Raw genomic sequence first — 22,468 nt, 5'->3', positions numbered from 1 at the left:
CGAGCGGGAGCAAGCTCCCTCGCCACGGACCGTATTCACTCTTATCGTCAAAGGTAACCCTATGAACGCCGATCTGATTCTATTCAACGGTCAATTCCATACCGTCGACCGCGAGAAGCCCCGGGCCAGCGCAGTCGCCATCAGCCAGGGCCGCTTCGTCGCGGTGGGCACCGATGCCGAGGCCATGGCCCTGCGGGGCAGCGGCACCCAGGTCATCGACCTCAAGGGCCGCACGGTCATTCCCGGCCTCAACGACTCGCACCTGCACCTGATCCGTGGCGGTCTGAACTACAACCTGGAACTGCGCTGGGAAGGCGTGCCGTCCCTGGCCGATGCCTTGCGCATGCTCAAGGATCAGGCCGACCGCACGCCAACGCCACAATGGGTGCGCGTGGTCGGCGGCTGGAACGAATTCCAGTTCGCCGAAAAGCGCATGCCGACCCTGGAAGAACTCAACCAGGCGGCCCCCGATACGCCGGTATTCGTGTTGCATCTGTATGACCGCGCCTTGCTCAACCGCGCCGCGCTGCGGGTCGCCGGCTACACCCGTGACACACCGAACCCGCCAGGTGGCGAGATCGTGCGTGACAGCAAGGGCGAGCCCACCGGCATGCTGGTGGCGCGGCCCAATGCGATGATCCTTTACTCGACGCTGGCGAAAGGGCCGAAGCTGCCGCTGGAATACCAGGTCAACTCCACTCGCCAGTTCATGCGGGAACTCAATCGCCTGGGCCTGACCAGCGCCATCGATGCCGGCGGCGGTTTCCAGAACTACCCGGACGACTACGCGGTGATCGAGCAGTTGGCCCGGGAGCAGCAGTTGACGGTGCGCATCGCCTACAACCTGTTCACCCAGAAGCCCAAGGAAGAACTCAGCGACTTCAAGAACTGGACCGGCAGCGTCAAGCTGCACCAGGGCGACGATTTCCTGCGGCACAACGGCGCCGGGGAAATGCTGGTGTTCTCGGCGGCGGATTTCGAGGACTTCCTGGAGCCGCGTCCGGACCTGCCGCCGGGCATGGAGCAGGACCTGGAACCGGTGGTCCGGCACCTGGTGGAGCAACGCTGGCCATTCCGCTTGCACGCCACTTATGACGAATCCATCAGCCGCATGCTCGACGTGTTCGAGAAGGTCAATCGCGATATTCCGTTCAACGGCCTGCCGTGGTTCTTCGACCACGCCGAGACCATCACGCCGAAGAACATCGAACGTGTGCGGGCGTTGGGCGGTGGCATTGCGATCCAGGACCGCATGGCCTTCCAGGGCGAATACTTCGTCGACCGCTACGGTGCCAAGGCCGCCGAAGCCACGCCGCCGATCAAGCGCATGTTGGCCGAAGGCGTACCGGTGGGCGCCGGCACCGATGCCACCCGCGTCTCCAGCTACAACCCCTGGACCTCGTTGTACTGGATGGTCAGCGGCCGCACGGTCGGTGGGCTTTCGTTGCACGAAGAGGGCCTGCCGCGCCTGACCGCGTTGGAACTGTTTACCCATGGCAGCGCCTGGTTCTCGTCGGAGCAGGGCAAGAAGGGCCAGATCAAGGTCGGCCAACTGGCGGACCTGGCGGCCCTGAGCGCGGACTTCTTCAGCGTCGAGGAAGAAGCCATCAAGTGGATCGAGTCGGTGCTGACCGTTGTGGACGGCAAGGTGGTGTACGCCGCCGGTGATTTCGAAAAACTCGGTCCGGCCAGCGTTCCGGTGCTGCCCGACTGGTCGCCGGTGGTCAAGGTGCCGGGCCATTGGCGCCCGACTTCACCGTTGCAGGCTCAGGTCCACCAGTGCAGCGGCCCGTGCACGGTGCATGCCCATAGCCATGAACGCGCACGACTGTCGAACGTTCCGGTCAGCGATTTCCAAGGCTTCTGGGGCGCGTTTGGCTGTTCCTGCTTTGCCTTTTAACTAACACACAAACCCCCTCTGTGGGAGCGAGCTTGCTCGCGATAGCGGTTGAACATTCAGCACTGCCGTCGCCTGACACTCCGCCATCGTCGGAACGCCGCCCGGAGCAAGCTCGCTCCCACAGGCTTTACTATCCATCCCAAAGGAGTCATCCCATGAGCAACGTTCCCGCCTACAACCGTCTGAACAAAGACGACGCGGTCGTCCTGCTGGTCGATCACCAGACCGGCCTGATTTCCCTGGTCCAGGACTTCTCGCCCAACGAGTTCAAGAACAACGTGCTGGCCTTGGCCGACCTGGCGAAGTTCTTCGAACTGCCGACCATCCTGACCACCAGCTTCGAAAAAGGCCCCAACGGCCCGATCGTGCCGGAGCTCAAGGAAATGTTCCCGGACGCGCCATACATCCCGCGTCCAGGCCAGATCAATGCCTGGGACAACGAAGATTTCGTCAAGGCGATCAAGGCCACCGGCCGCAAGCAATTGATCATCGCGGGCGTGGTCACCGATGTCTGCGTAGCGTTCCCGACCCTGTCGGCGCTGGCTGAAGGTTTCGATGTGTTCGTCGTGACCGATGCCTCGGGCACCTTCAACGAAACCGTGCAACAGGCCGCCTGGGTCCGCATGACCGCCGCCGGCGCGCAGATGATGAACTGGTTCTCGGTGGCCTGTGAGCTGCACCGCGACTGGCGCAACGACATCGAAGGCCTGGGCAACCTGCTGTCCCAGCGCATTCCGAACTACCGCAACCTGATGAACAGCTACTCGGCGCTGACGGCCAAGTAAGCGGTTCATGCTCAATGACGCCCGCCTTTGTGCGGGCGTTTTTGTGCCTGGCATCAGGTTCTTACGAGCGGATCCGCCGCTATCGCGAGCAAGCTCGCTCCCACAGGGTTTGGGGTGTATTCAGGCTCTGTAATCACTGGGAACCCATGTGGGAGCGAGCTTGCTCGCGATAGCGTCAGCCCATCCAACATCTTTCCAACCTGCCTTGCTCCATCCACAATGCCCAACTCATCCCCCTGACTGTCCACCCCAGGAATGACAATGAACCCCTTCGAAGAAATGCGTATCTTTGCCCAGGTCATGGAGTCAGGCAGTTTCACCGCCGCGGCGGACAAGCTGGGGCTGTCCAAGCAGTTCGTCAGCCGCAAGCTCATGGCGTTGGAACAGCGCCTGGGCGTACGCCTGCTCAATCGTTCGACCCGCCGGCTGGACGTCACCCCGTTGGGCCAGCGCTATTACGAAGCGTCGCTGCGCCTGCTCAATGACGTCGAACAGGTGGAGCAGGGGATCAGCGGCCAGACCACTGAGCCCCGTGGCACGATTCGGCTCAGCGCACCGCTGTCCTTCGCCATGGCGCATCTGGGTAGCCTGTTGCCGCGGTTCCTGCAGCGCTATCCGGGCGTCAGCGTCGAAGTGGACCTGAGCGACCGTTCGGTGGACCTGCTGGGGGAGGGCTATGACCTGGCGCTGCGCATCGGCGTGCTGGAGGACTCGACGCTGATTGCCCGGCGCATCGCGACCATCGAGCGGGTGTACTGCGCCAGTCCCGCCTACCTGGCGCTAAAAGGCACACCCACGCGACCTGAAGACCTGCGCCATCATGACTGCCTGCCCTATGGTCACAGCCGCCAGGTGCAGTGGCGTTTCGCGGGGGCCGGCAAACCGTTGATCCTGGAGGTTACGGGGCGCATGCGCGCCAATAACGGCGATGTGCTCAGGGACGCGGCCATCGCCGCCATGGGGGTCACCTACTTGCCTACCTTCATCCTCGGCGATGCCTTGAAGGATGGTCGGTTGATCAAAGTGTTGGAGGGGTTCGAAACCGAGCCCCTGGCGTTGTCGGCGGTCTACCCGCAACATCGCCAAGGCTCACGCCCGGTGCAGGCGTTGGTGGAGTTCTTGCGCGAACACATGCAATAACGCCGCGGGCGTGCAGCCGTCGGGCGACGGCGACGCACCCGCGGCGTGCGATCAGGCGGCGAGGCTGGCGCTGCTCAGTTCTTTTTTGTACTGCGCTTTCATGGTTTCCATTTCCGCACCCAAGGCGTCCAGTTTTGCCTTGCCCAGCAGTTTTTTCGCGTGGGGGAACATTTCTTTTTCTTCCTCCTCGATGTGGTGCTCAAGCAGCTCCTTGACCACTTTTGCCCGGCCGGAAAATTCAGGCGTGGACGGGTCGGTCGCCTTCAGGTCAGGCAGCACCAGCGAGTCGACGGTGCGGTGCTCTTCCTTGGCTTCGTAGTACATCTGTGCCTCCTCCTTGCCACCTGCCTGCTTGAAAGCCGGATAAAGGATTTCTTCTTCCAGGCGGGTATGGATGGAAATTTCCATTTCCAGTTTCGCCAACAGGTCGGTGCGTTTTTTCACGGCGCGTTCGGTCGACTCGCTCAGTTGAGTCAGGATGGCTTTGACGCGCTCATGGTCGGCTTTCAACAGATCGATGGCATTCATGGGTAGCTCCTCGGCAATTCACGGATGCGGGCAGGCTTCAAGCGCCGACGCCGCGTAAAAGCTGAATTGCATCAGCTGTGCCAGCCGAACAGGGTTTTAAAGCCTTTTAAAAACAATGGGTTGAGAGAGTCATTATTTTCAGCGTCGTGCAAGCTGCATGAGCCGGGCAAGAAACGCGTTGCACTTTGCGCTGATGGCCTGCCACTCCTCGTGATTCAGAGCCAAAAAAAATGCCCGTATCTCGCGATACGGGCATTTTCAGTGGTTACGACGCTTGGGCGATCAGCCCGTCAAGCCCGCTTGCTGAACCAGGGTCAGCAACGGCTGCGGGTACACGCCAAGGAAGAACGCCAACACGGCGATGGCCAGCAGCATCACGCCGCCTGCCTTCTGTTCCCAGTGCAACTCGGCATCGTGACGACGCAGGTTCGGTTCCATCAGGTACAAGGTGACCATCACGCGCAGGTAGTAGAACACGCCGATGGCACTGCCCAGCACCAGGGAACCGACCAGCCACCATTGGTGAGCCTCGACGCCGGTGGCGATGATGTAGAACTTGCCGATGAAGCCGGCGGTCAGCGGGATGCCGGCCAGGGACAGCATCATCACGGTCAGCACGGCGGTCAGGTACGGACGGCGCCAGAACAGGCCGCGGTATTCGTACAGGGCGTCGGCGTCGCGGCCGTTGTACGGCGAGGACATCAGGGTGATCACGCCGAAGGCGCCGAGGCTGGTGATCACGTAGGTCACCAGGTACACGCCGATGGCTTCCACGGCCAGGCCCTTGCTGGCGATCAGGGCGATCAGCAGGTACCCGAAGTGGGCGATGGACGAGTAACCCAGCAGACGCTTGAGGTTGCTCTGGGTCAGTGCCAGCAGGTTACCGAACAGGATCGACGCGATGGCGATGAGGGTCAGCACGTTGCTCAGTACACCGCTGCTGGCCACAGGCGAGATCTGGAACAGCCGCACCATGACCGCGAACACCGCCACTTTCGACGCGGTGGCCAGGAACGCCGCCACCGGCGCCGGGGCGCCTTCGTAGACGTCCGGGGTCCAGAGGTGGAACGGTACCAGCGACAGCTTGAACGCCAGGCCGATCAGCATCATGCCCAGGCCCAGTTGCGCGATCGGACTAGGCAGGCCGGTGGCCGCCAGGGCCTGGCCGATGCCGACGAAGCTCAGGGTGCCGGCTTCGGCGTAGAGCAGGGCCATGCCGAACAACAGGAACGCGGAACCGGCCGCCGACAGCACCATGTACTTGATGCCGGCTTCCAGGGAACGCTTGTTGAAGAAGGCGTAGGCCACCAGGCCGTAGACCGGTACCGACAGCAGTTCCAGGCCGATGAACAGGCTGGCCAGGTGCTGCGAGCTGACCAGCACCAGGCCACCGGCGGCGGCCATCAGGATCAGCAGGTACAGTTCTTCGCGGTTGCCCGGGTAACCCGAGCCGCCATCGCCGAGGTAGGCGTGGGCGAGGGTGACGCAGGCCAGGGTGGCGACCAGGATCAACGCCATGTAGAGGCAGGCGAAGCTGTCGATCTGCATCAGCGGCGTGACCGCCAGTGGCGCGACTTTCAGGGCCGGCAAAATCGACAGCAGGGCCAGGTTCAGCCCCGCCACCGACAGCAGGAAGGTCTGCGAGTGATTGCGCCGCCAGGCGATCGCCAGCATCACCACGATGATCGTGGCGCTGGTGATCAACAGCGGCGCAAGCGCGATAAAGTGTTGAATCGTGAATTCCATAGCGCTCTTACCGGGCCGAAGCGAGTTGAGAGAAGGCAGTGCCGAGCCACTGCTGCACGCCATGCATCGTGGCGGCAGAGGTGTCGAGGAACGGTTGCGGGTACACGCCGAGGTAAACCAGCAGCACCGCAAGGCCGAGCACCATGATCAGTTCGCGACCGTCCATGCCACGCAACACTTCATCCGACTTGGCCGGACCGAAGTAGGCGCGGTGGATCATGATCAGCGAGTAGACCGAACCGAACACCAGGCCAGAGGTGGCAATCGCCGTGATCCAAGGCGCACTGACGAACGAGCCGATCAGGATCAGGAACTCGCCGACGAAGTTGCCGGTGCCCGGCAAGCCCAGGGACGCGGCTGCGAAGAACAGGCTGATGGCCGGCAGGTAGGCGATGCGCGACCAGACGCCACCCATTTCACGCATGTCCCGGGTGTGCAGGCGCTCGTACAACTGACCGCTGAGAATAAACAGTGCGGCGGCCGACAGACCGTGGGCGAGCATCTGGATCACCGCGCCTTGCAGGGCCAGCTGGCTGCCGGAATAGATCCCGATCAGCACGAAGCCCATGTGCGAAACGCTGGAGAACGCGATCAGGCGCTTGATGTCGGTCTGGGCGAACGCCAGGAACGCACCGTAGAAAATCCCGATCAGGCCCAGGGTCATGGCAATCGGCGCGAACTCCGCCGAGGCATTGGGGAACAGCGGCAAGGCAAAGCGCAGCAGGCCGTAGGCCGCAGTCTTCAGCAAGATACCCGCCAGGTCCACGGAACCGGCGGTCGGCGCCTGGGCGTGGGCGTCCGGCAGCCAGGAGTGGAACGGCACCACCGGCAGCTTCACCGCGAACGCGATGAAGAAGCCCAGCATCAGCACGTACTCGGTGGTGCGCGACATCTGCACTTTCAACAGGTCGGCGTAGTTGAAGGTAATCACGCCGGTGTTGTTGAAGTTGACCAGCACCAGGCCAAGGATCGCCACCAACATGATCAGGCCGGAAGCCTGGGTGAAGATGAAGAACTTGGTCGCCGCGTAGATCCGGGTCTTCTTGCCGTCCGAAGAACTGTGACCCCAGAGCGCGATGAGGAAGTACATCGGCACCAGCATCATTTCCCAGAAGAAGAAGAACATGAACAGGTCCAGCGCCAGGAACACGCCGACGACGCCGCCCAGGATCCACATCAGGTTCAGGTGGAAGAAACCGACGTGACGCTGGATCTCTTTCCAGGAGCAGAGGACCGAGAGAATACCCAACAGGCCGGTCAGCAGGATCATCAGCAACGACAGGCCGTCGAGGGCCAGGTGCACGCTGATGCCGAAGCGCGCGATCCAGGCGTGCTTGAACTCAAGTGCCCAGGTCGGATCGGCGCCAGGGGCCGGAGCGAATGAATAGTCGCCGGTCGCCCACAGCCAGAGGCCGAGCGCGAGTTCCAGGGACATGGTCAGCAGCGCAATCCAGCGCGGGAGCGTGGAGCTGGAGCGCTCCGCGATCCAGCACAGCAGGCCGCCGATGAAGGGGATCAGGATTAGCCAGGGCAGAATCATGACGGGCTCGTTTCCTTTCGCAAGTTCGCAAGGTTCATATCAGACCGCTACCAGCACGATGGCGCCGATAACCAGCACGGCGCCAGCCGCCATGGAAGCCGCATACCAACGCAATTGACCGGTCTCGGTACGGCTCAGGGCGGTGTGGCCGCCCTTGGCCATGCGCGGGATCAGGCCAATGGTCTGGTCGAGCGGGTCTTTGCGCAGAATGTGGCTGATCGCAAGGTATGGCTTGACGAACAGTTTGTCGTAGATCCAGTCGAAGCCCCAGGCGGCGAACCACCAGGCCGAAAGGAACCGCCCGATGCCGCTGTTGGCGACCGCCGTGACGAAACGACGCTTGCCCAGGAACAGCAGGGCGGCCAGCAGGATACCCGCCAGGGCGATGGCGCCGGAGGCGATTTCCAGGCTGTGCTTGGCTTCGCCGCCGGCATGGCCGACGCTTTGCGGCAGCACATCGGCCAGCGGTGGAGTGATCAGGGCGCCGACGAAGGTCGACAGCACGATCAGCACCGACAGTGGCAGCCAATGGGCAATGCCGTGGCCGGCGTGGGCTTCGGTCTTGGCTTCACCGTGGAATGCGATGAAGATCAGGCGGAAGGTGTACAGCGAGGTCATGAACGCACCCACCAGGCCGGCATAGAGCAGGCCTTGGTTACCGCTGGCGAACGCTTCCCAGAGGATCTCGTCCTTGGAGTAGAAACCGGCGGTGACCAGTGGCAGGGCCGCCAGGGCCGCGCCGCCGACGATGAAACTGGCGTAGGCCAGCGGCAGCTTCTTCCACAGGCCGCCCATCTTGAAGATGTTCTGCTCGTGGTGGCAGGCCACGATCACCGCACCGGACGCCAGGAATAGCAGGGCCTTGAAGAAGGCGTGGGTCATCAGGTGGAAGATCGCGCCTTCCCAGGCACCGACGCCCAGGGCCAGGAACATGTAGCCGATCTGGCTCATGGTCGAGTAGGCGAGGATGCGCTTGATGTCGGTCTGCACCAGGGCGGCAAAACCGGCCAGCACCAGGGTCACACCGCCGACAATGCCGACCAGGTGCAGGATGTCCGGCGCCAGGGCGAACAGGCCGTGGGTACGGGCGATCAGGTAGACACCGGCGGTCACCATGGTCGCGGCGTGAATCAGGGCCGAGACCGGCGTAGGGCCGGCCATCGCGTCCGCCAGCCAGGTCTGCAGCGGCAGTTGCGCGGATTTACCGACGGCACCGCCCAGCAGCAGCAGGGTCGCCAGGACGATCCAGAAGTCACCGACCTTGAAGTGCTCGGGTGCCTTGACCAGCAGTTCCTGGATATTCAGCGTGCCCAGTTGCTGGAACAGGATGAACAGGCCGATGGCCATGAACACGTCGCCGATCCGGGTCACGATGAACGCCTTGAGTGCCGCGTTGCCGTTGTTGCGGTTGCTGTAGTAGAAACCGATCAACAGGTACGAGCACAGGCCCACGCCTTCCCAGCCGAAGTACAGGAACAACAGGTTATCGCCGAGCACCAGGAACAGCATGCTGGCGATGAACAGGTTGGTGTAGGCGAAGAAGCGCGAATAACCGGCTTCACCGCGCATGTACCAGGACGCGAACAGGTGGATCAGGAACCCCACGCCGACCACCACGCCGAGCATGGTGACCGAGAGACCGTCCAGGTACAGGGCGAAGTTCGGCGTGAAGCCTTCCACCGCCATCCACTGCCACAGCACTTGCACGTACCGGCCACCTTCCGGCGGGGCGACGTTGAATTGCCAGATCACGTAGGCCGTGACGATGGCAGACAGGCCGATGGAGCCCACGCCAACCAGCGCCGACAGGTTTTCCGACCAGCGTCCACGGGAGAACGACAGCAGCAGGAAACCGACAAGAGGAAATATGAAAGTCAGGAAGAGAAGGTTCATCCGCGCATCTCGCTGGCAGCGTCAATATCGAGAGTGTGGAAGCGGCGATACAGCTGCAACAGGATCGCCAGGCCGATACTGGCCTCGGCGGCTGCCAGGCTGATCACCAGGATGAACATGATCTGTCCATCCGGCTGCGCCCAGCGAGCGCCCGCGACGATGAAGGCCAGGGCGGAGGCATTCATCATGACCTCCAGGCTCATCAACACGAACAGGATGTTGCGGCGGACCATCAGGCCGACCAGACCGAGACAGAACAGGATGCCGGCAACCGCCAGGCCATGTTCGAGAGGGATAGCAGGCATGTGATTACTCCTTCGCCTCGTTACGGCCCAAATGGAACGCCGTGACGGCTGCGGCAAGCAGCAGCATCGAGGCGAGTTCGACCACCAGCAGGTACGGACCGAACAGGCTGATGCCCACGGCCTTGGCGCCTACGGTGGTGTGGCCGATGGCCTGGCCGCTCTGGTGAGCGAACAGCACATACAGCAGTTCACCCAGCAGCAGGGCGGACAGGATCACAGGTCCCGCCCAGATGCCGGGCTTGAGCCAGGAGCGTTCCTGCTGGACCGCGGCCGGGCCGAGGTTGAGCATCATCACCACGAACACGAACAGCACCATGATGGCGCCAGCGTAGGCGATCACTTCCAGGGCACCGGCGAACGGCGCGCCGAGGGCGAAGAAGGTCATGGCCACGGCGATCAGCGAAATGATCAGGTAGAGCAGGGCGTGCACGGGATTGGTATTGGTGACCACACGAAGCGTGGACACCACCGCGATACCCGATGCGAAATAGAAAGCGAATTCCATCTTTCTTCCTTAAGGCAGCAAGCTCTTCACGTTGATCGGTTCGGCTTCGTTCTGCGCGGCGCCTTTTGGCTTACCGGCAATGGCCATACCTGCAACACGATAGAAGTTGTAATCAGGGTTTTTACCGGGACCGGAAATCAGCAGATCTTCTTTCTCGTACACCAGGTCCTGACGTTTGAACTCGGCCATTTCGAAATCCGGCGTGAGCTGGATCGCGGTGGTCGGGCAGGCTTCCTCGCAGAGGCCGCAGAAAATGCAGCGCGAGAAGTTGATGCGGAAGAAGTCCGGGTACCAGCGACCGTCTTCGGTTTCAGCTTTCTGCAGCGAGATGCAACCCACCGGGCACGCCACGGCGCACAGGTTGCAGGCCACGCAGCGCTCCTCGCCGTCGGGGTCGCGGGTCAGGACGATGCGGCCACGGTAACGGGGGGCCAGGTAGACCGGTTCTTCCGGGTATTGCAGGGTGTCGCGCTTGCGAAAGCCATGGCCGAAGATCATGACCAGGCTTCGCAGTTGGGTACCGGTACCCTTAACGATGTCGCCAATATATTTGAACATGGGTCAAATCCTCACTGAACCGCGGCCGCTGGCGCGTTCATCAAAACGATCGCTGCGGTCACCAGCATATTGATCAGGGTCAGCGGCAGGCAGAATTTCCAGCTGAAATCCATCACCTGGTCGTAGCGTGGGCGCGGGATCGAGGCGCGCAGCAGGACGAACAGCATGATGAAGAACGCGGTCTTCAGGGCGAACCAGACGAAGGACAGTTGCGGCAGGATGCCGAACGGACCGTGCCAGCCACCGAAGAACAGCGTCACCAGCAGCGCCGAGATCAGGATGATGCCGATGTACTCACCGACGAAGAACATGCCCCATTTCATGCCGGCATATTCAATGTGGTAACCGTCGGCCAGTTCCTGCTCCGCTTCCGGCTGGTCGAAGGGGTGACGGTGAGTCACGGCCACGCCAGCGATGAAGAAGGTACAGAAACCGAAGAACTGCGGAATGATGAACCACAGGTTCTGGGCCTGGTACTCGACGATGTCGCGCATGTTGAACGAGCCGGCCTGGATCACGATGCCCATGAGCGCCAGGCCCATGAACACTTCGTAGGACACGGTCTGGGCCGAGGCCCGCAGGCTGCCCAGCAGGGCGAACTTGTTGTTGCTCGACCAGCCGGCGAACAGCACCGCGTACACCGACAGGCCGGCCATGGCGAAGAAGAACAGCAGGCCGATGTTCAGGTCCGCCACGCCCCAGGTCGGAGTGATCGGGATGATCGCGAAGGCGATCAGCAAGGCACTCATGGCCACGACCGGTGCCAGGGTGAAGATCACCTTGTCGGCGAACGGTGGCGTCCAGTCTTCCTTGAAGAACATCTTGATCATGTCGGCGGCGATCTGGAACATGCCGAACGGGCCGACGCGGTTCGGACCGTAGCGGTCCTGCCACCAGCCCAGCAAGCGACGTTCGACGAAGCTCAGCAGTGCCCCGCAGACCACCACGGCCAGCAGGATCACGATGGCCTTGAGGACCGTCAGGATCACATCGATCACTTCAGGGGTGAACCAGCTCATTGCGCTGCCTCCTGCAGACCGTCGACGGTTTTGCCGAATATCGCCGGTGGAATGCCCGCCAGGCCGGCCGGCAGGGCCACCAGGCCGGCGCCCAGTTCTTCATTGATGCGCAGCGGCAGACGCAGGGTCTGACCGGCCACGTTCAGGCTCAGCAGGGCGCCGTCATTGACGCCCAGGCGGTCGGCTTCGGACTTGGCCAGCGCCACGTAGGCGGCCGGGATGCGTTCCTGCACCGGTGCGGCCTTGGAAGAGTTCTCTTCGCTGCCGAACAGGTGATGGAACGGCACGACCTGCCAGGTGCCCGGTGCCGGGTTGAAGGCGCGTGGCACGCTGGCGAACCAGCTCAGGCCATCGCCCTGGCTTTCGATCAGGCGGGTGCCCGGGTCGCCAGCACGCAGGTGACCACCCACTTCGTCCTGGAACTTGTTCCAGGCTTGCGGCGAGTTCCAGCCCGGGGACCAGGCGAACGGCACTTGCGAGCGCGGTTCGGCGGAGCCCGAGTAACCTTCCATGGAGAACGAGAACGCGGTATCCGTGTCCTGGGAGGTGCGCGGTTCGTGGACGCTGATATTTGCGCGCATAGCGGTACGGCCACTGTAGCGCAGCGGTTCGCGCGCCAGTTTCAGGCCTTTGATGCGGAACGAAGCCGACGGGGCGGCATCGACGATGCGCGCCAGTTGCGGGTTGCTCTCGGCGCAGGCAGCGGTGGCATGGTCCAGTTGCGTCCAGTCCACCGGCTGGTTCAGCAGGGTCGAGCGCAGGGCGTGCAGCCAGCGCCAGCCTTCGTGGACCAGGATGCTGGCGTCCAGGTAAGTCGGATCGAACACTTGGAAGAAGCGCTGGGCGCGGCCTTCCTGGCTGACCAGCGTACCGTCGCCTTCGGCGAAGCTCGCCGCCGGCAGCACCAGGTGGGCGCGGTCGGTGGTGGCGGTTTTCTGGTGGTCGGCGACGATCACCACTTTCGCGGCGTTCAGGGCGGCGTCCACGCGGGCTTTGTCGGTGCGGGTGTAGAGATCGTTTTCCAGCACGACGATGGCGTCGGCACTGCCGTCGATCACCGCTTGCAGGGCCGCGTCCACCGATTCGCCACCGAGCATGGCCAGGCCGAGGCTGTTGGCTTCCGGCACGATCAGGCTGATGGAACCGTTCTTCTCGCGCAGTTTCAAGGCCTTGGCGATGTTGGCGGCGGCTTCGATCAAGGCCTTGGAGCCCAGGGAGGTGCCGGCGATGATCAATGGGCGCTTGGCCGCCAGCAGGGCGTCGGCGATGCGTTGGGCCAGGGCGGCCGCTTCGCTGTCCAGGCCGTCGACGGCCGGGGCGCTGGCGTCCAGGGCGTGGGCCACGGCGAAACCGATGCGGGCCAGGTCGTCCGGAGCGGCGTGGACGCATTCTTCGGCGACGTCGTCGAGCTTGGTTTCAGCGAGGCTGGCGATGAACAGCGGGTTCAGCGCGTGCTGGCCGATGTTCTTCACGGCGGCGTCGAGCCATGGCTGCACGCGCATGGCGTCGGCCATGTCCTCGGCCTTGCCCTTGACCGATTGGCGCAGGGCCAGGGCCATGCGGGCGGCGGTCTGGGTCAGGTCTTCGCCAAGGACGAACACCGCGTCGTGGTCTTCGATGTCGCGCATCGTCGGCACCGGCAGCGGGCTGTCCTTGAGCACCTGCAGCACCAGGCGGATGCGTTCCAGCTCGCCGGCTTCGATGCCACTGTAGAAGTGCTCGGCGCCGACCAGTTCACGCAGGGCGTAGTTGCTTTCCAGGCTGGCCCGTGGCGAACCGATGCCGACGATGTTGCGCCCGCGCAGCAGCTCGGCGGCCTTGTCCAGCGCTTCGTCCAGGTTCAGCTTGGCGCCGCCCGCCAGCTGCGGTTGGCGTGGGCGATCCTTGCGGTTGACGTAGCCATAGCCGAAACGGCCACGGTCACACAGGAAGTACTGGTTGACCGAGCCGTTGAAGCGGTTTTCGATGCGCCGCAGTTCACCGTAGCGCTCGCCCGGGGAAATGTTGCAGCCGCTGGAGCAGCCATGGCAGATGCTCGGCGAGAACTGCATGTCCCACTTGCGGTTGTAGCGCTCGGAGTGAGTCTTGTCGGTGAACACACCGGTCGGACAGACCTCGGTGAGGTTGCCGGAGAACTCGCTTTCCAGGGTGCCGTCTTCGACGCGACCGAAGTACACGTTGTCGTGGGCACCGAACACGCCCAGGTCGGTGCCGCCGGCGTAGTCCTTGTAGAAACGCACGCAACGGTAGCAGGCGATGCAGCGGTTCATCTCGTGGGAAATGAACGGGCCGAGGTCCTGGTTCTGGTGGGTGCGCTTGGTGAAGCGATAGCGACGCTCGTTGTGGCCGGTCATCACCGTCATGTCTTGCAGGTGGCAGTGGCCGCCTTCCTCACAGACCGGGCAGTCGTGAGGGTGGTTGGTCATCAGCCATTCGACGACGCTGGCGCGAAACACTTTCGCCTCTTCGTCGTCGATGGAGATCCAGCTGCCGTCGGTGGCGGGGGTCATGCAGGACATGACGATCCGACCACGCTTGTCGTTTTCGTCGGTGTACTGCTTGACCGCGCACTGGCGACAAGCGCCAACGCTGCCAAGGGCGGGGTGCCAGCAGAAATAAGGAATGTCGAGGCCCAGCGACAGACATGCCTGTAACAGGTTGTCTGCGCCATCGACTTCGAGCTCTTTGCCGTCTACGTGGATAGTGGCCATGGTTCAAAGTTCTTCGTTGGCCCGGTGTCAGCGGGCGTGGCTAATGGAATCTTGTTGTTCGTCCGAATCCAAACAGCCTGGGTAAAGGCGTCATCGGACGAAAGGCGAAGGGCACGGACCCTTCGCCTTTTAAAGCGTCGTTACGCGCCGACCATGGTCGGCGTGACCACCTGATTGAGGTCTCCGGCGCGCGTTGGCGCGATGCCGGCCTCGAATTCAGGGCGGAAGTATTTGATCGCGCTGCCCAACGGCTCCACGGCACCCGGTGCGTGAGCACAGAAGGTCTTGCCTGGGCCGAGGAAGCCCACCAGACCCAGCAGGGTCTCGATGTCGCCGGCCTGGCCTTCGCCGTTTTCAATGGCCCGCAGCAGCTTGACGCTCCACGGCAGGCCGTCGCGGCAAGGGGTGCAGAAGCCGCACGACTCACGGGAAAAGAATTCTTCCATGTTGCGCAGCAGCGACACCATGTTGACGCTGTCGTCCACCGCCATGGCCAGGCCGGTCCCCATGCGGGTGCCCACCTTGGCGATGCCGCCGGCGTACATTTGTGCGTCCAGGTGTTCCGGCAACAGGAAACCGGTACCGGCGCCGCCGGGCTGCCAGCACTTGAGCGTGTAGCCGTCGCGCATGCCGCCGGCGTAGTCTTCGAACAGCTCGCGACCGGTGATGCCGAACGGCAGTTCCCACAGGCCAGGGTTCTTGACCTTGCCGGAGAAGCCCATGAGCTTGGTGCCCATGTCTTCGCTGCCGTCGCGGGCCAGGGATTTGTACCAGTCCACGCCGTCGGCAATGATCGCCGGCACGTTGCACAGGGTCTCGACGTTGTTCACGCAGGTCGGCTTGCCCCACACACCCACGGCGGCAGGGAAGGGCGGCTTGGAGCGCGGGTTGGCGCGGCGGCCTTCCAGGGAGTTGATCAGCGCGGTTTCTTCACCGCAGATGTAGCGCCCGGCGCCGGTGTGGACGAACAGCTCGAAATCGAAGCCGCTGCCCAGGATGTTCTTGCCCAGCAGGCCCGCGGCCTTGGCTTCTTCCACGGCACGGTTCAGGTGCTTGGCGGCGGTGGTGTATTCGCCACGCAGGAAGATGTAGCCTCGGTAGGTCTTCAGCGCACGGGCGCTGATCAGCATGCCCTCGATCAGCAGATGGGGCAGTTGCTCCATCAACATGCGGTCTTTCCAGGTGTTGGGTTCCATTTCATCCGCGTTGCACAGCAGGTAGCGGATGTTGATGGATTCGTCCTTGGGCATCAGGCCCCACTTCACGCCCGTGGGGAAGCCCGCGCCGCCACGGCCCTTGAGGCCGGAGTCTTTCACGGTCTGGACGATGTCGTCGCCGGCCATGTCGGCGAACGCCTTGCGCGCGGCGGCGTAGCCGTTCTTGGCCTGGTACTCGTCCAGCCACACCGCTTCGCCGTCGTCACGCAGACGCCAGGTCAGGGGATGGGTTTCGGCCGAACGCTGGATGCGGTTGGCGGGCCCGAAGGAAGTCAGGGTCATACGTAGCCCTCCAGCAGTTTGGCGACGCCATCTGGCTTGACGTCACCGAAGGTGTCGTCATCGATCATCAGCGCCGGAGCCTTGTCGCAGTTACCCAGGCAGCACACCGGCAGCAGGGTGAAGCGGCCGTCGGCGGTGGTCTGGCCCAGGCCGATGCCCAGCTTGCTCTGGAGCTCGCCGACCACCGATTCGTGGCCGCCGATGTAGCAAACCATGCTGTCGCAGACGCGAATGATGTGACGGCCCACTGGCTGGCGGAAAATCTGGCTATAGAAGGTGGCGACGCCTTCGACGTCGCTGGCCGGGATGCCGAGGATCTCGCCGATGGCGTAGAGCGCGCCGTCGGGCACCCAGCCACGTTCCTTCTGGACGATCTTCAGGGCTTCGATCGACGCCGCGCGCGGGTCTTCGTAGTGATGCAGCTCGTGCTCGATGGCCGAGCGCTCGGTTTCGCTCAGGGCGAAACGGTCAGTCTGGATAAGCGTGCTGTTCATGCTTAGCGGTCCACGTCGGCCATAACGAAATCGATACTACCCAGGTACGCGATCAAGTCCGCGACCATGCTGCCCTTGATCACCGAAGGGATCTGCTGCAGGTGCGGGTAGCTTGGGGTGCGAATCCGGGTGCGGTAGCTCATGGTGCCGCCATCGCTCGTCAGGTAATAACTGTTGATGCCCTTGGTCGCTTCGATCATCTGGAAGGATTCGTTGGCCGGCATGACCGGGCCCCACGAAACCTGCAGGAAGTGCGTGATCAGGGTCTCGATGTGCTGCAGCGTGCGCTCTTTGGGCGGCGGCGTGGTCAGCGGGTGATCCGCCTTGTACGGGCCTTCCGGCATGTTGCGCAGGCATTGGTCGATGATCTTGATGCTCTGGCGCATTTCCTCGACGCGCACCATGCAACGGTCGTAGGCGTCACCGTTGGCCGCCAGCGGGACTTCGAACTCGAAGTTTTCGTAGCCGGAGTAGGGGCGCGCCTTGCGCAGGTCGAAGTCGCAACCGGTGGAACGCAGGCCGGCACCGGTGACGCCCCATTCCAGGGCCTCCTTGGTGTTGTAGGCGGCGACCCCGATGGTACGACCCTTGAGGATGCTGTTCTGCAGGGCGGCCTTGGTGTATTCGTCCAGGCGCTTGGGCATCCACTCGACGAAGTCCTTGACCAGCTTTTCCCAGCCGCGCGGCAGGTCGTGGGCCACGCCACCGATGCGGTACCAGGCCGGGTGCAGGCGGAAACCGGTGATGGCTTCGATCACCGTGTAGGCCTTCTGGCGGTCGGTGAAGGTGAAGAACACCGGCGTCATCGCCCCCACGTCCTGGATATAGGTACCCAGGAACAGCAGGTGGCTGGTGATGCGGAAGAACTCGGCCATCATGATGCGGATGACGTCGACCTTCTCCGGGACCTTGATCCCGGCCAGTTTCTCCACCGACAGTACGTACGGCAGGTTGTTCATCACGCCGCCGAGGTAGTCGATACGGTCGGTGTACGGGATGAAGCTGTGCCAGGACTGGCGCTCGGCCATTTTCTCGGCGCCACGGTGGTGGTAGCCGATGTCCGGCACGCAGTCGACGATCTCTTCGCCGTCCAGTTGCAGGATGATGCGGAACGCACCGTGGGCCGAAGGGTGGTTCGGGCCCAGGTTGAGGAACATGTAGTCCTCGTTGGCGCCCGAACGCTTCATGCCCCAGTCTTCAGGCTTGAAGCGCGCGGCTTCTTCCTCGAGCTGTTGCTTGGCCAGGGACAGGCTGAACGGGTCGAACTCGGTGGCACGGGCCGGGAAGTCCTTGCGCAGCGGGTGACCTTCCCAGGTCGGTGGCATCATGATGCGCGACAGGTGCGGGTGGCCGGGGAAATCGATCCCGAACATGTCCCACACTTCACGCTCGTACCAGTTGGCGTTCGGCCAGATGCCGGTCACGGTCGGCACGCTGAGGTCGCTCTCGGACAAGGCGACCTTGATCATTACGTCACTATTACGCTCGATCGACATCAAGTGATAGAACACGGTGAAATCGACGCCGTCGGGCAGCCCTTGACGCTTGGTGCGCAGGCGCTCGTCCACGCCGTGCAGGTCATAGAGCATGACGTACGGCTTGGGCAGGTTGCGCAGGAAAGTCAGGACTTCGACGAGTTTGGCACGGGCGACCCAAAGCACCGGCATGCCGGTACGGGTCGGCTGGGCGGTGAACGCCTCGGGGCCAAAACGGTTGTTCAGTTCGACGACCACATCCTGGTCGTCTGCCTTGTAAGGCGGGATGTACAGAGCACTGCCTGTAGTCATGGTTATTTATCGCTTTCGGTCAACGTAAAGAATGAAGCCAGGTTCTCGTTTCTTGTACAGAGCAGAGCTGGATCAGACTTCGTCGGGGCTGCGCAGGTTGGTGACTGCGATACGCTGTTCGCGGCGCTGTTCCTTTTGCGACGGCATCTCGGCGCGATAGACGCCTTGATCGCCAACGACCCAGGACAGTGGGCGACGCTCCTGGCCAATCGACTCCTGCAACAGCATCAAGCCTTGCAGGAAAGCTTCAGGGCGAGGCGGGCAGCCGGGCACGTAGACGTCCACGGGCAGGAACTTGTCCACCCCTTGAACGACAGAGTAGATGTCGTACATGCCACCGGAGTTGGCGCACGAACCCATGGAGATGACCCACTTGGGCTCGAGCATTTGCTCGTAGAGACGCTGGATGATCGGCGCCATCTTGATGAAGCAGGTACCGGCGATAACCATGAAATCCGCCTGGCGTGGCGATGCCCGGATCACCTCGGCGCCAAAGCGCGCGATGTCGTGGGGCGCCGTGAAGGCGGTGGTCATTTCCACGTAGCAGCACGAAAGGCCGAAGTTGTACGGCCACAGGGAGTTCTTGCGACCCCAGTTGACCGTGCTGTTCAGCACGTCTTCGAGCTTGCCCATGAAGATGTTCTTGTGGACTTGATCTTCTAACGGATCGGCGACGGTTTCCCGCTTGCCAATCGGATACTGCTCGTTAGGAGCATCGGGGTCGATCCTGGTGAGATTGTATTGCATTGCCAAAGCCTCATTGTTTCAGCTTCGCTTGCCGCTTGCGCCGAGCTTCCGGAGCCCAATCAAGTGCCCCCACCCGGTAAAGGTAGACAAGACCTGCCAACAGAATTGCTATGAAAACGAGCGCTTCGACGAATCCGGTCCAGCCGCTTTCGCGGACGGACACAGACCATGCAAAGAGAAAGAGGGCTTCGATATCGAAGATCACGAACAGCATCGCGACCAGATAGAATTTGGCTGAGAGCCGCAAGCGGGCGCCACCGGTAGGCAGCATGCCGGACTCGAACGGTTCATTTTTGCTGCGGCCCCAGGCTTTTGACCCAAGCAGGCTCGACACACCGAGCATGAAAGCACACAGGCCAACAACGCCCAGAAGGAAAATGGCAAAGCCCCAATTGTGGGCCATGAGTCCTGTCGCTTCGGACATGCTGGAAATCCTTAACAGAGAGCAAAGGTCTCTGAGCTTGAATGAAATAACGCAGTGACGATATGTCGCAGCAATCAATCGCGGTGATTTTATGGCTAAACACCGGGCAAGTAAAATTCCTATAGCGAAATTATTTATTGGAATAAGGACATAGCTTGCCTCCAGGACCCTGCGGCCCCGGCCCCGTGGGCGTTGGCCGGCTATTGATCAATAATATTTCGTGCGGAATGTAACAATGATAACGACTTCCAAATGATAATTATTATTATCTGTGTCGGCCTTTTCTACAGTGCACTTAGTGTCGTGTCTGAACGGCTGTCTTACATCGTCGCTACTGCAATTGTCAGCCTCGGACGTTTTACTCCTTTTCGGACTGCCCAATGCTGCGTTCGATCAATTTTTCTATCGGTGCGCCGAAGGGAAGGGCTCGGTGAGGGTTGGATCTGCATGGGGACTGCTCCCGTGGGAGCCAGGCTTGCTCGCGATGCCGGCAACGCGGTCCCGAGGCAGACTGCCTTATCGTGCATTGCGGCCAAGCCCGACTCCCACAGATGCAGGCTTGCTCTAACAGCGTAGGTTGCTTCAAAGAAAACGGGTGAAAAAAGCCGCGGTCGTCGGATCGATGTCGATCAGTTGAGCCAGCGCAAAACCTGTGGCCGGTGATCAGCGCGTTCAAGCGAAACCCCTTTGCCAGCAAAAAAATCGGCAAGAGGCTTGGCCTAGAGCCTTGAAGGATTGATGGCAAATAGCTATCTTTGCCGCTCGCTCATCTAATCATCTATATCAATATTGATTAGACAATCGCTCCCCTTCATAGATAGCTGCGTCAGTTCCCATCGTTCGCGGCTGATTACCAAAGGAATGTCATGAATTCTTGGTTCGCGAATATGAGCGTCATGCTCAAGTTGGCTTTGGGTTTCGCCGTTGTGCTGCTTCTGACCGCTATCCTTGCCGCCACCGGCTGGTTCAGCCTGGGAAAAATGGTCGAGCGCACTGATCGAATGACCAGCATTACCGAACTCGGCGACCGTCTTGATCACCTGCGCAGGGCTCGTTTGCAATACCAGCTGGACAAGGGCGATGAACAAAAGGGGGCATTGATCCAGGCGTCGCTGGAGCAGTTTGTCGCCAAGCAGAAAAGCCTTGCGAACGAGTTGAAAAAACCTGAAAACCTGAAAAAACTTGCGTTGATCGAGCAGGCCAGCAAGCAGTATCAAGTGGCACTGAATACGATGCGCGAGGCGTATCGCAATGACGCAGCCATGCGCAAGGAGATGGGCGTCAATGCGGTCAAGGGCGCCGCGCTGATTGCCAAGGTCATCAATGACGTAGAAGCAATGCCTGCCTCGGATGAGCGCCGTTTCGAGTTGTACAGGATCATCCTCAAGGCCAAGGAGGACGTGGCGCTGGTGCGTTATGAGGTGCGTGGCTACACCGGCAACCCCAACAGCACCACCGAACAAGCCGCCACCCGCCAGCTCGAAAATACCCTCAAGGGCATCGAAACCCTCAACAGCGCTTTCGGCCCGACCTATGCCGACACCATCAAGCAGCTGGAAACCGCACTGATTGCTTACCGTCGTTCGGTGCAGGACTTCACCGCCAGTAACCAGGCCATTGGCAAGGCCGTGCAGGACACCATCGATTTGGGTGACACCATCACCCGCCTGTCTGACGAAATGTATGCCAGCCAACTGGTCTCCCGCGACGAAGACAGCGCCCAGGCCCGCATCCTGCAACTGAGCTGCACGGCCTTGGCGATGCTGTTGGGAATTCTTGCGGCCATGATCATCACCCGCCAGATTACGCGGCCGTTGCAGGACACATTGGCGGTGGTCGATCGCATCGCAGCAGGGGACCTTACGCAAGACATGGTCGTGACCCGTGGTGATGAACTGGGTGTCCTGCAGCAAGGCATCCAGCGCATGGGCACCACGTTGCGCGACCTGATCGGTGGCATCCGCGATGGCGTCACCCAAATCGCCAGCGCCGCCGAAGAGTTATCGGCCGTCACCGAGCAGACCAGTGCCGGGGTCAACAGTCAGAAGACCGAGACCGACCAGGTGGCCACCGCCATGCACGAAATGTCGGCCACCGTGCATGAAGTCGCGCGTAATGCCGAACAGGCTTGCACTGCCGCATCGGAGGCCGATGCACAGGCCCGTATCGGCGATCAGGTGGTCGCGCAGGCCATCGTTCAGATCGAGCGTTTGGCCGGCGAAGTCGGGCGCTCCGTCGACGCCATGGATGAGTTGGAACATGAAAGCGCGCGCATCGGCAAGATCATGGACGTGATCAAGGCGGTGGCCGAGCAGACCAACTTGTTGGCCCTTAACGCCGCCATCGAGGCCGCCCGCGCGGGTGACGCCGGACGCGGTTTTGCCGTGGTCGCCGACGAAGTGCGTGGGCTGGCCCAGCGTACCCAGCATTCCACCGAAGAGATTGAAAGCCTGGTGGCGGGCCTGCAGAACGGCACACGCCAGGTGTCGAGTATCATGCGAAACAGCCGCGAACTGACCGACAGCAGCGTGGAACTGGCCGGCAAGGCTGGCATCTCCCTGGGCAACATCACCCAGGCGGTTTCCGGTATCCAGGCCATGAATCAGCAGATTGCCGCTGCCGCGGTACAACAAAGCTCGGTGGCCGAGGACATCAGCCGCAGTATCCTGAGCGTACGCGATGTATCCGAACAGACCGCTTCGGCCAGCGAAGAAACCGCAGCCTCCAGCATCGAGCTGGCGCGCCTGGGTAACCAGTTGCAGCAGTTGGTCAGTCACTTCAAAGTGTAAAAACCGGCAAAAAAAAGCCCCGAACCAGTCGGGGCTTCAGATCGTCGGCTTTGCGGTTAGTTTTTATCCGGTCCGCAAGGGCCGCTTACTCGAGGCAA

18 protein-coding genes and 1 pseudogene are annotated in these 22,468 nt (G+C 61.9%); 5 read left to right on the top strand and 14 right to left on the bottom strand.

The window, feature by feature from the left end:
- Positions 1-61: 61 nt before the first annotated feature.
- The 3 genes from BLU85_RS01825 (at position 62) to BLU85_RS01815 (ending at position 3,825) form a co-directional block, all read left to right on the top strand.
- Positions 62-1,900 carry an amidohydrolase gene (locus tag BLU85_RS01825; protein WP_024617381.1) on the top strand — a complete coding sequence of 613 codons (1,839 nt, stop codon included), beginning with the start codon at positions 62-64 and terminating at the stop codon, positions 1,898-1,900.
- A gap of 155 nt (positions 1,901-2,055) precedes the next feature.
- The gene (gene ycaC / locus BLU85_RS01820) at positions 2,056-2,685 is read left to right on the top strand and encodes an isochorismate family cysteine hydrolase YcaC (protein WP_003203400.1); all 630 of its coding nucleotides are present in this window, start codon (positions 2,056-2,058) and stop codon (positions 2,683-2,685) included.
- 261 nt (positions 2,686-2,946) lie between these two features.
- Positions 2,947-3,825, top strand: a complete 879-nt coding sequence (locus tag BLU85_RS01815; protein ID WP_092197013.1) for a LysR family transcriptional regulator — start codon at positions 2,947-2,949, stop codon at positions 3,823-3,825.
- 51 nt (positions 3,826-3,876) lie between these two features.
- Here BLU85_RS01815 and BLU85_RS01810 read toward each other — a convergent pair whose 3' ends face one another.
- The 14 genes from BLU85_RS01810 to BLU85_RS01745 all read right to left on the bottom strand — a co-directional run bounded on the left by BLU85_RS01810 (position 3,877) and on the right by BLU85_RS01745 (position 19,581).
- The gene (locus BLU85_RS01810; protein WP_092197010.1) at positions 3,877-4,353 is read right to left on the bottom strand and encodes a hemerythrin domain-containing protein; all 477 of its coding nucleotides are present in this window, start codon (positions 4,351-4,353) and stop codon (positions 3,877-3,879) included.
- Between the two features lie 282 nt (positions 4,354-4,635).
- Positions 4,636-6,099, bottom strand: coding sequence for an NADH-quinone oxidoreductase subunit NuoN (gene nuoN, locus BLU85_RS01805; protein ID WP_092197007.1), 1,464 nt, complete (start codon positions 6,097-6,099; stop codon positions 4,636-4,638).
- 7 nt (positions 6,100-6,106) lie between these two features.
- Complete coding sequence (nuoM, locus tag BLU85_RS01800) at positions 6,107-7,639, bottom strand: NADH-quinone oxidoreductase subunit M (protein WP_092197004.1); 1,533 nt, start codon at positions 7,637-7,639, stop codon at positions 6,107-6,109.
- 39 nt (positions 7,640-7,678) lie between these two features.
- Positions 7,679-9,532 carry an NADH-quinone oxidoreductase subunit L gene (gene nuoL / locus BLU85_RS01795; RefSeq protein ID WP_092197001.1) on the bottom strand — a complete coding sequence of 618 codons (1,854 nt, stop codon included), beginning with the start codon at positions 9,530-9,532 and terminating at the stop codon, positions 7,679-7,681.
- The gene (nuoK, locus tag BLU85_RS01790; protein ID WP_003180046.1) at positions 9,529-9,837 is read right to left on the bottom strand and encodes an NADH-quinone oxidoreductase subunit NuoK; all 309 of its coding nucleotides are present in this window, start codon (positions 9,835-9,837) and stop codon (positions 9,529-9,531) included. Before nuoK ends, nuoL begins: the two co-directional genes overlap by 4 nt.
- A 4-nt stretch (positions 9,838-9,841) precedes the next feature.
- The gene (nuoJ, locus tag BLU85_RS01785) at positions 9,842-10,342 is read right to left on the bottom strand and encodes an NADH-quinone oxidoreductase subunit J (RefSeq protein ID WP_003180049.1); all 501 of its coding nucleotides are present in this window, start codon (positions 10,340-10,342) and stop codon (positions 9,842-9,844) included.
- 9 nt (positions 10,343-10,351) lie between these two features.
- Entirely contained in the window at positions 10,352-10,900 is a 549-nt protein-coding gene (gene nuoI, locus BLU85_RS01780) for an NADH-quinone oxidoreductase subunit NuoI (protein WP_003180051.1), read from the bottom strand.
- Positions 10,901-10,911: 11 nt separating this feature from the next.
- Positions 10,912-11,919 (bottom strand): NADH-quinone oxidoreductase subunit NuoH, encoded by a 1,008-nt coding sequence (nuoH, locus tag BLU85_RS01775; RefSeq protein WP_092196998.1) that lies wholly within the window; start codon positions 11,917-11,919, stop codon positions 10,912-10,914.
- Complete coding sequence (gene nuoG, locus BLU85_RS01770) at positions 11,916-14,630, bottom strand: NADH-quinone oxidoreductase subunit NuoG (protein ID WP_092196995.1); 2,715 nt, start codon at positions 14,628-14,630, stop codon at positions 11,916-11,918. Before nuoG ends, nuoH begins: the two co-directional genes overlap by 4 nt.
- 140 nt (positions 14,631-14,770) lie before the next feature.
- Complete coding sequence (gene nuoF, locus BLU85_RS01765; RefSeq protein ID WP_092196993.1) at positions 14,771-16,129, bottom strand: NADH-quinone oxidoreductase subunit NuoF; 1,359 nt, start codon at positions 16,127-16,129, stop codon at positions 14,771-14,773.
- Positions 16,126-16,623 carry an NADH-quinone oxidoreductase subunit NuoE gene (nuoE, locus tag BLU85_RS01760; protein WP_092196990.1) on the bottom strand — a complete coding sequence of 166 codons (498 nt, stop codon included), beginning with the start codon at positions 16,621-16,623 and terminating at the stop codon, positions 16,126-16,128. The genes nuoF and nuoE overlap by 4 nt, the downstream gene beginning before the upstream one ends.
- A gap of 2 nt (positions 16,624-16,625) precedes the next feature.
- Positions 16,626-18,410, bottom strand: a complete 1,785-nt coding sequence (gene nuoC, locus BLU85_RS01755) for an NADH-quinone oxidoreductase subunit C/D (RefSeq protein ID WP_092196987.1) — start codon at positions 18,408-18,410, stop codon at positions 16,626-16,628.
- A gap of 72 nt (positions 18,411-18,482) precedes the next feature.
- Positions 18,483-19,157 (bottom strand): NuoB/complex I 20 kDa subunit family protein, encoded by a 675-nt coding sequence (locus BLU85_RS01750; RefSeq protein ID WP_030141322.1) that lies wholly within the window; start codon positions 19,155-19,157, stop codon positions 18,483-18,485.
- A gap of 10 nt (positions 19,158-19,167) precedes the next feature.
- Positions 19,168-19,581: an NADH-quinone oxidoreductase subunit A gene (locus BLU85_RS01745; RefSeq protein ID WP_003203367.1), complete on the bottom strand. Its 414-nt coding sequence runs from the start codon at positions 19,579-19,581 to the stop codon at positions 19,168-19,170.
- Positions 19,582-20,447: 866 nt separating this feature from the next.
- On the opposite strand from BLU85_RS01745, the pseudogene BLU85_RS31605 reads away from it, so the two are divergent.
- Both BLU85_RS31605 and BLU85_RS31600 read left to right on the top strand, forming a co-directional pair.
- Positions 20,448-21,467 (top strand): annotated as a pseudogene (locus tag BLU85_RS31605) (methyl-accepting chemotaxis protein); the annotation flags it as partial.
- A complete protein-coding gene (locus BLU85_RS31600; RefSeq protein WP_371914225.1) occupies positions 21,453-22,370 on the top strand; it encodes a methyl-accepting chemotaxis protein in 918 nt (305 codons plus the stop codon). The pseudogene BLU85_RS31605 and the gene BLU85_RS31600, both read left to right, overlap by 15 nt.
- Positions 22,371-22,468: the final 98 nt, after the last annotated feature.

The sequence above is a fragment of the Pseudomonas sp. NFACC14 genome (assembly GCF_900106885.1).
GTDB classification, from domain to species: Bacteria; Pseudomonadota; Gammaproteobacteria; order Pseudomonadales; family Pseudomonadaceae; genus Aquipseudomonas; species Aquipseudomonas fluorescens_AA.
This window is presented reverse-complemented; position numbering and strand designations above follow the sequence as displayed.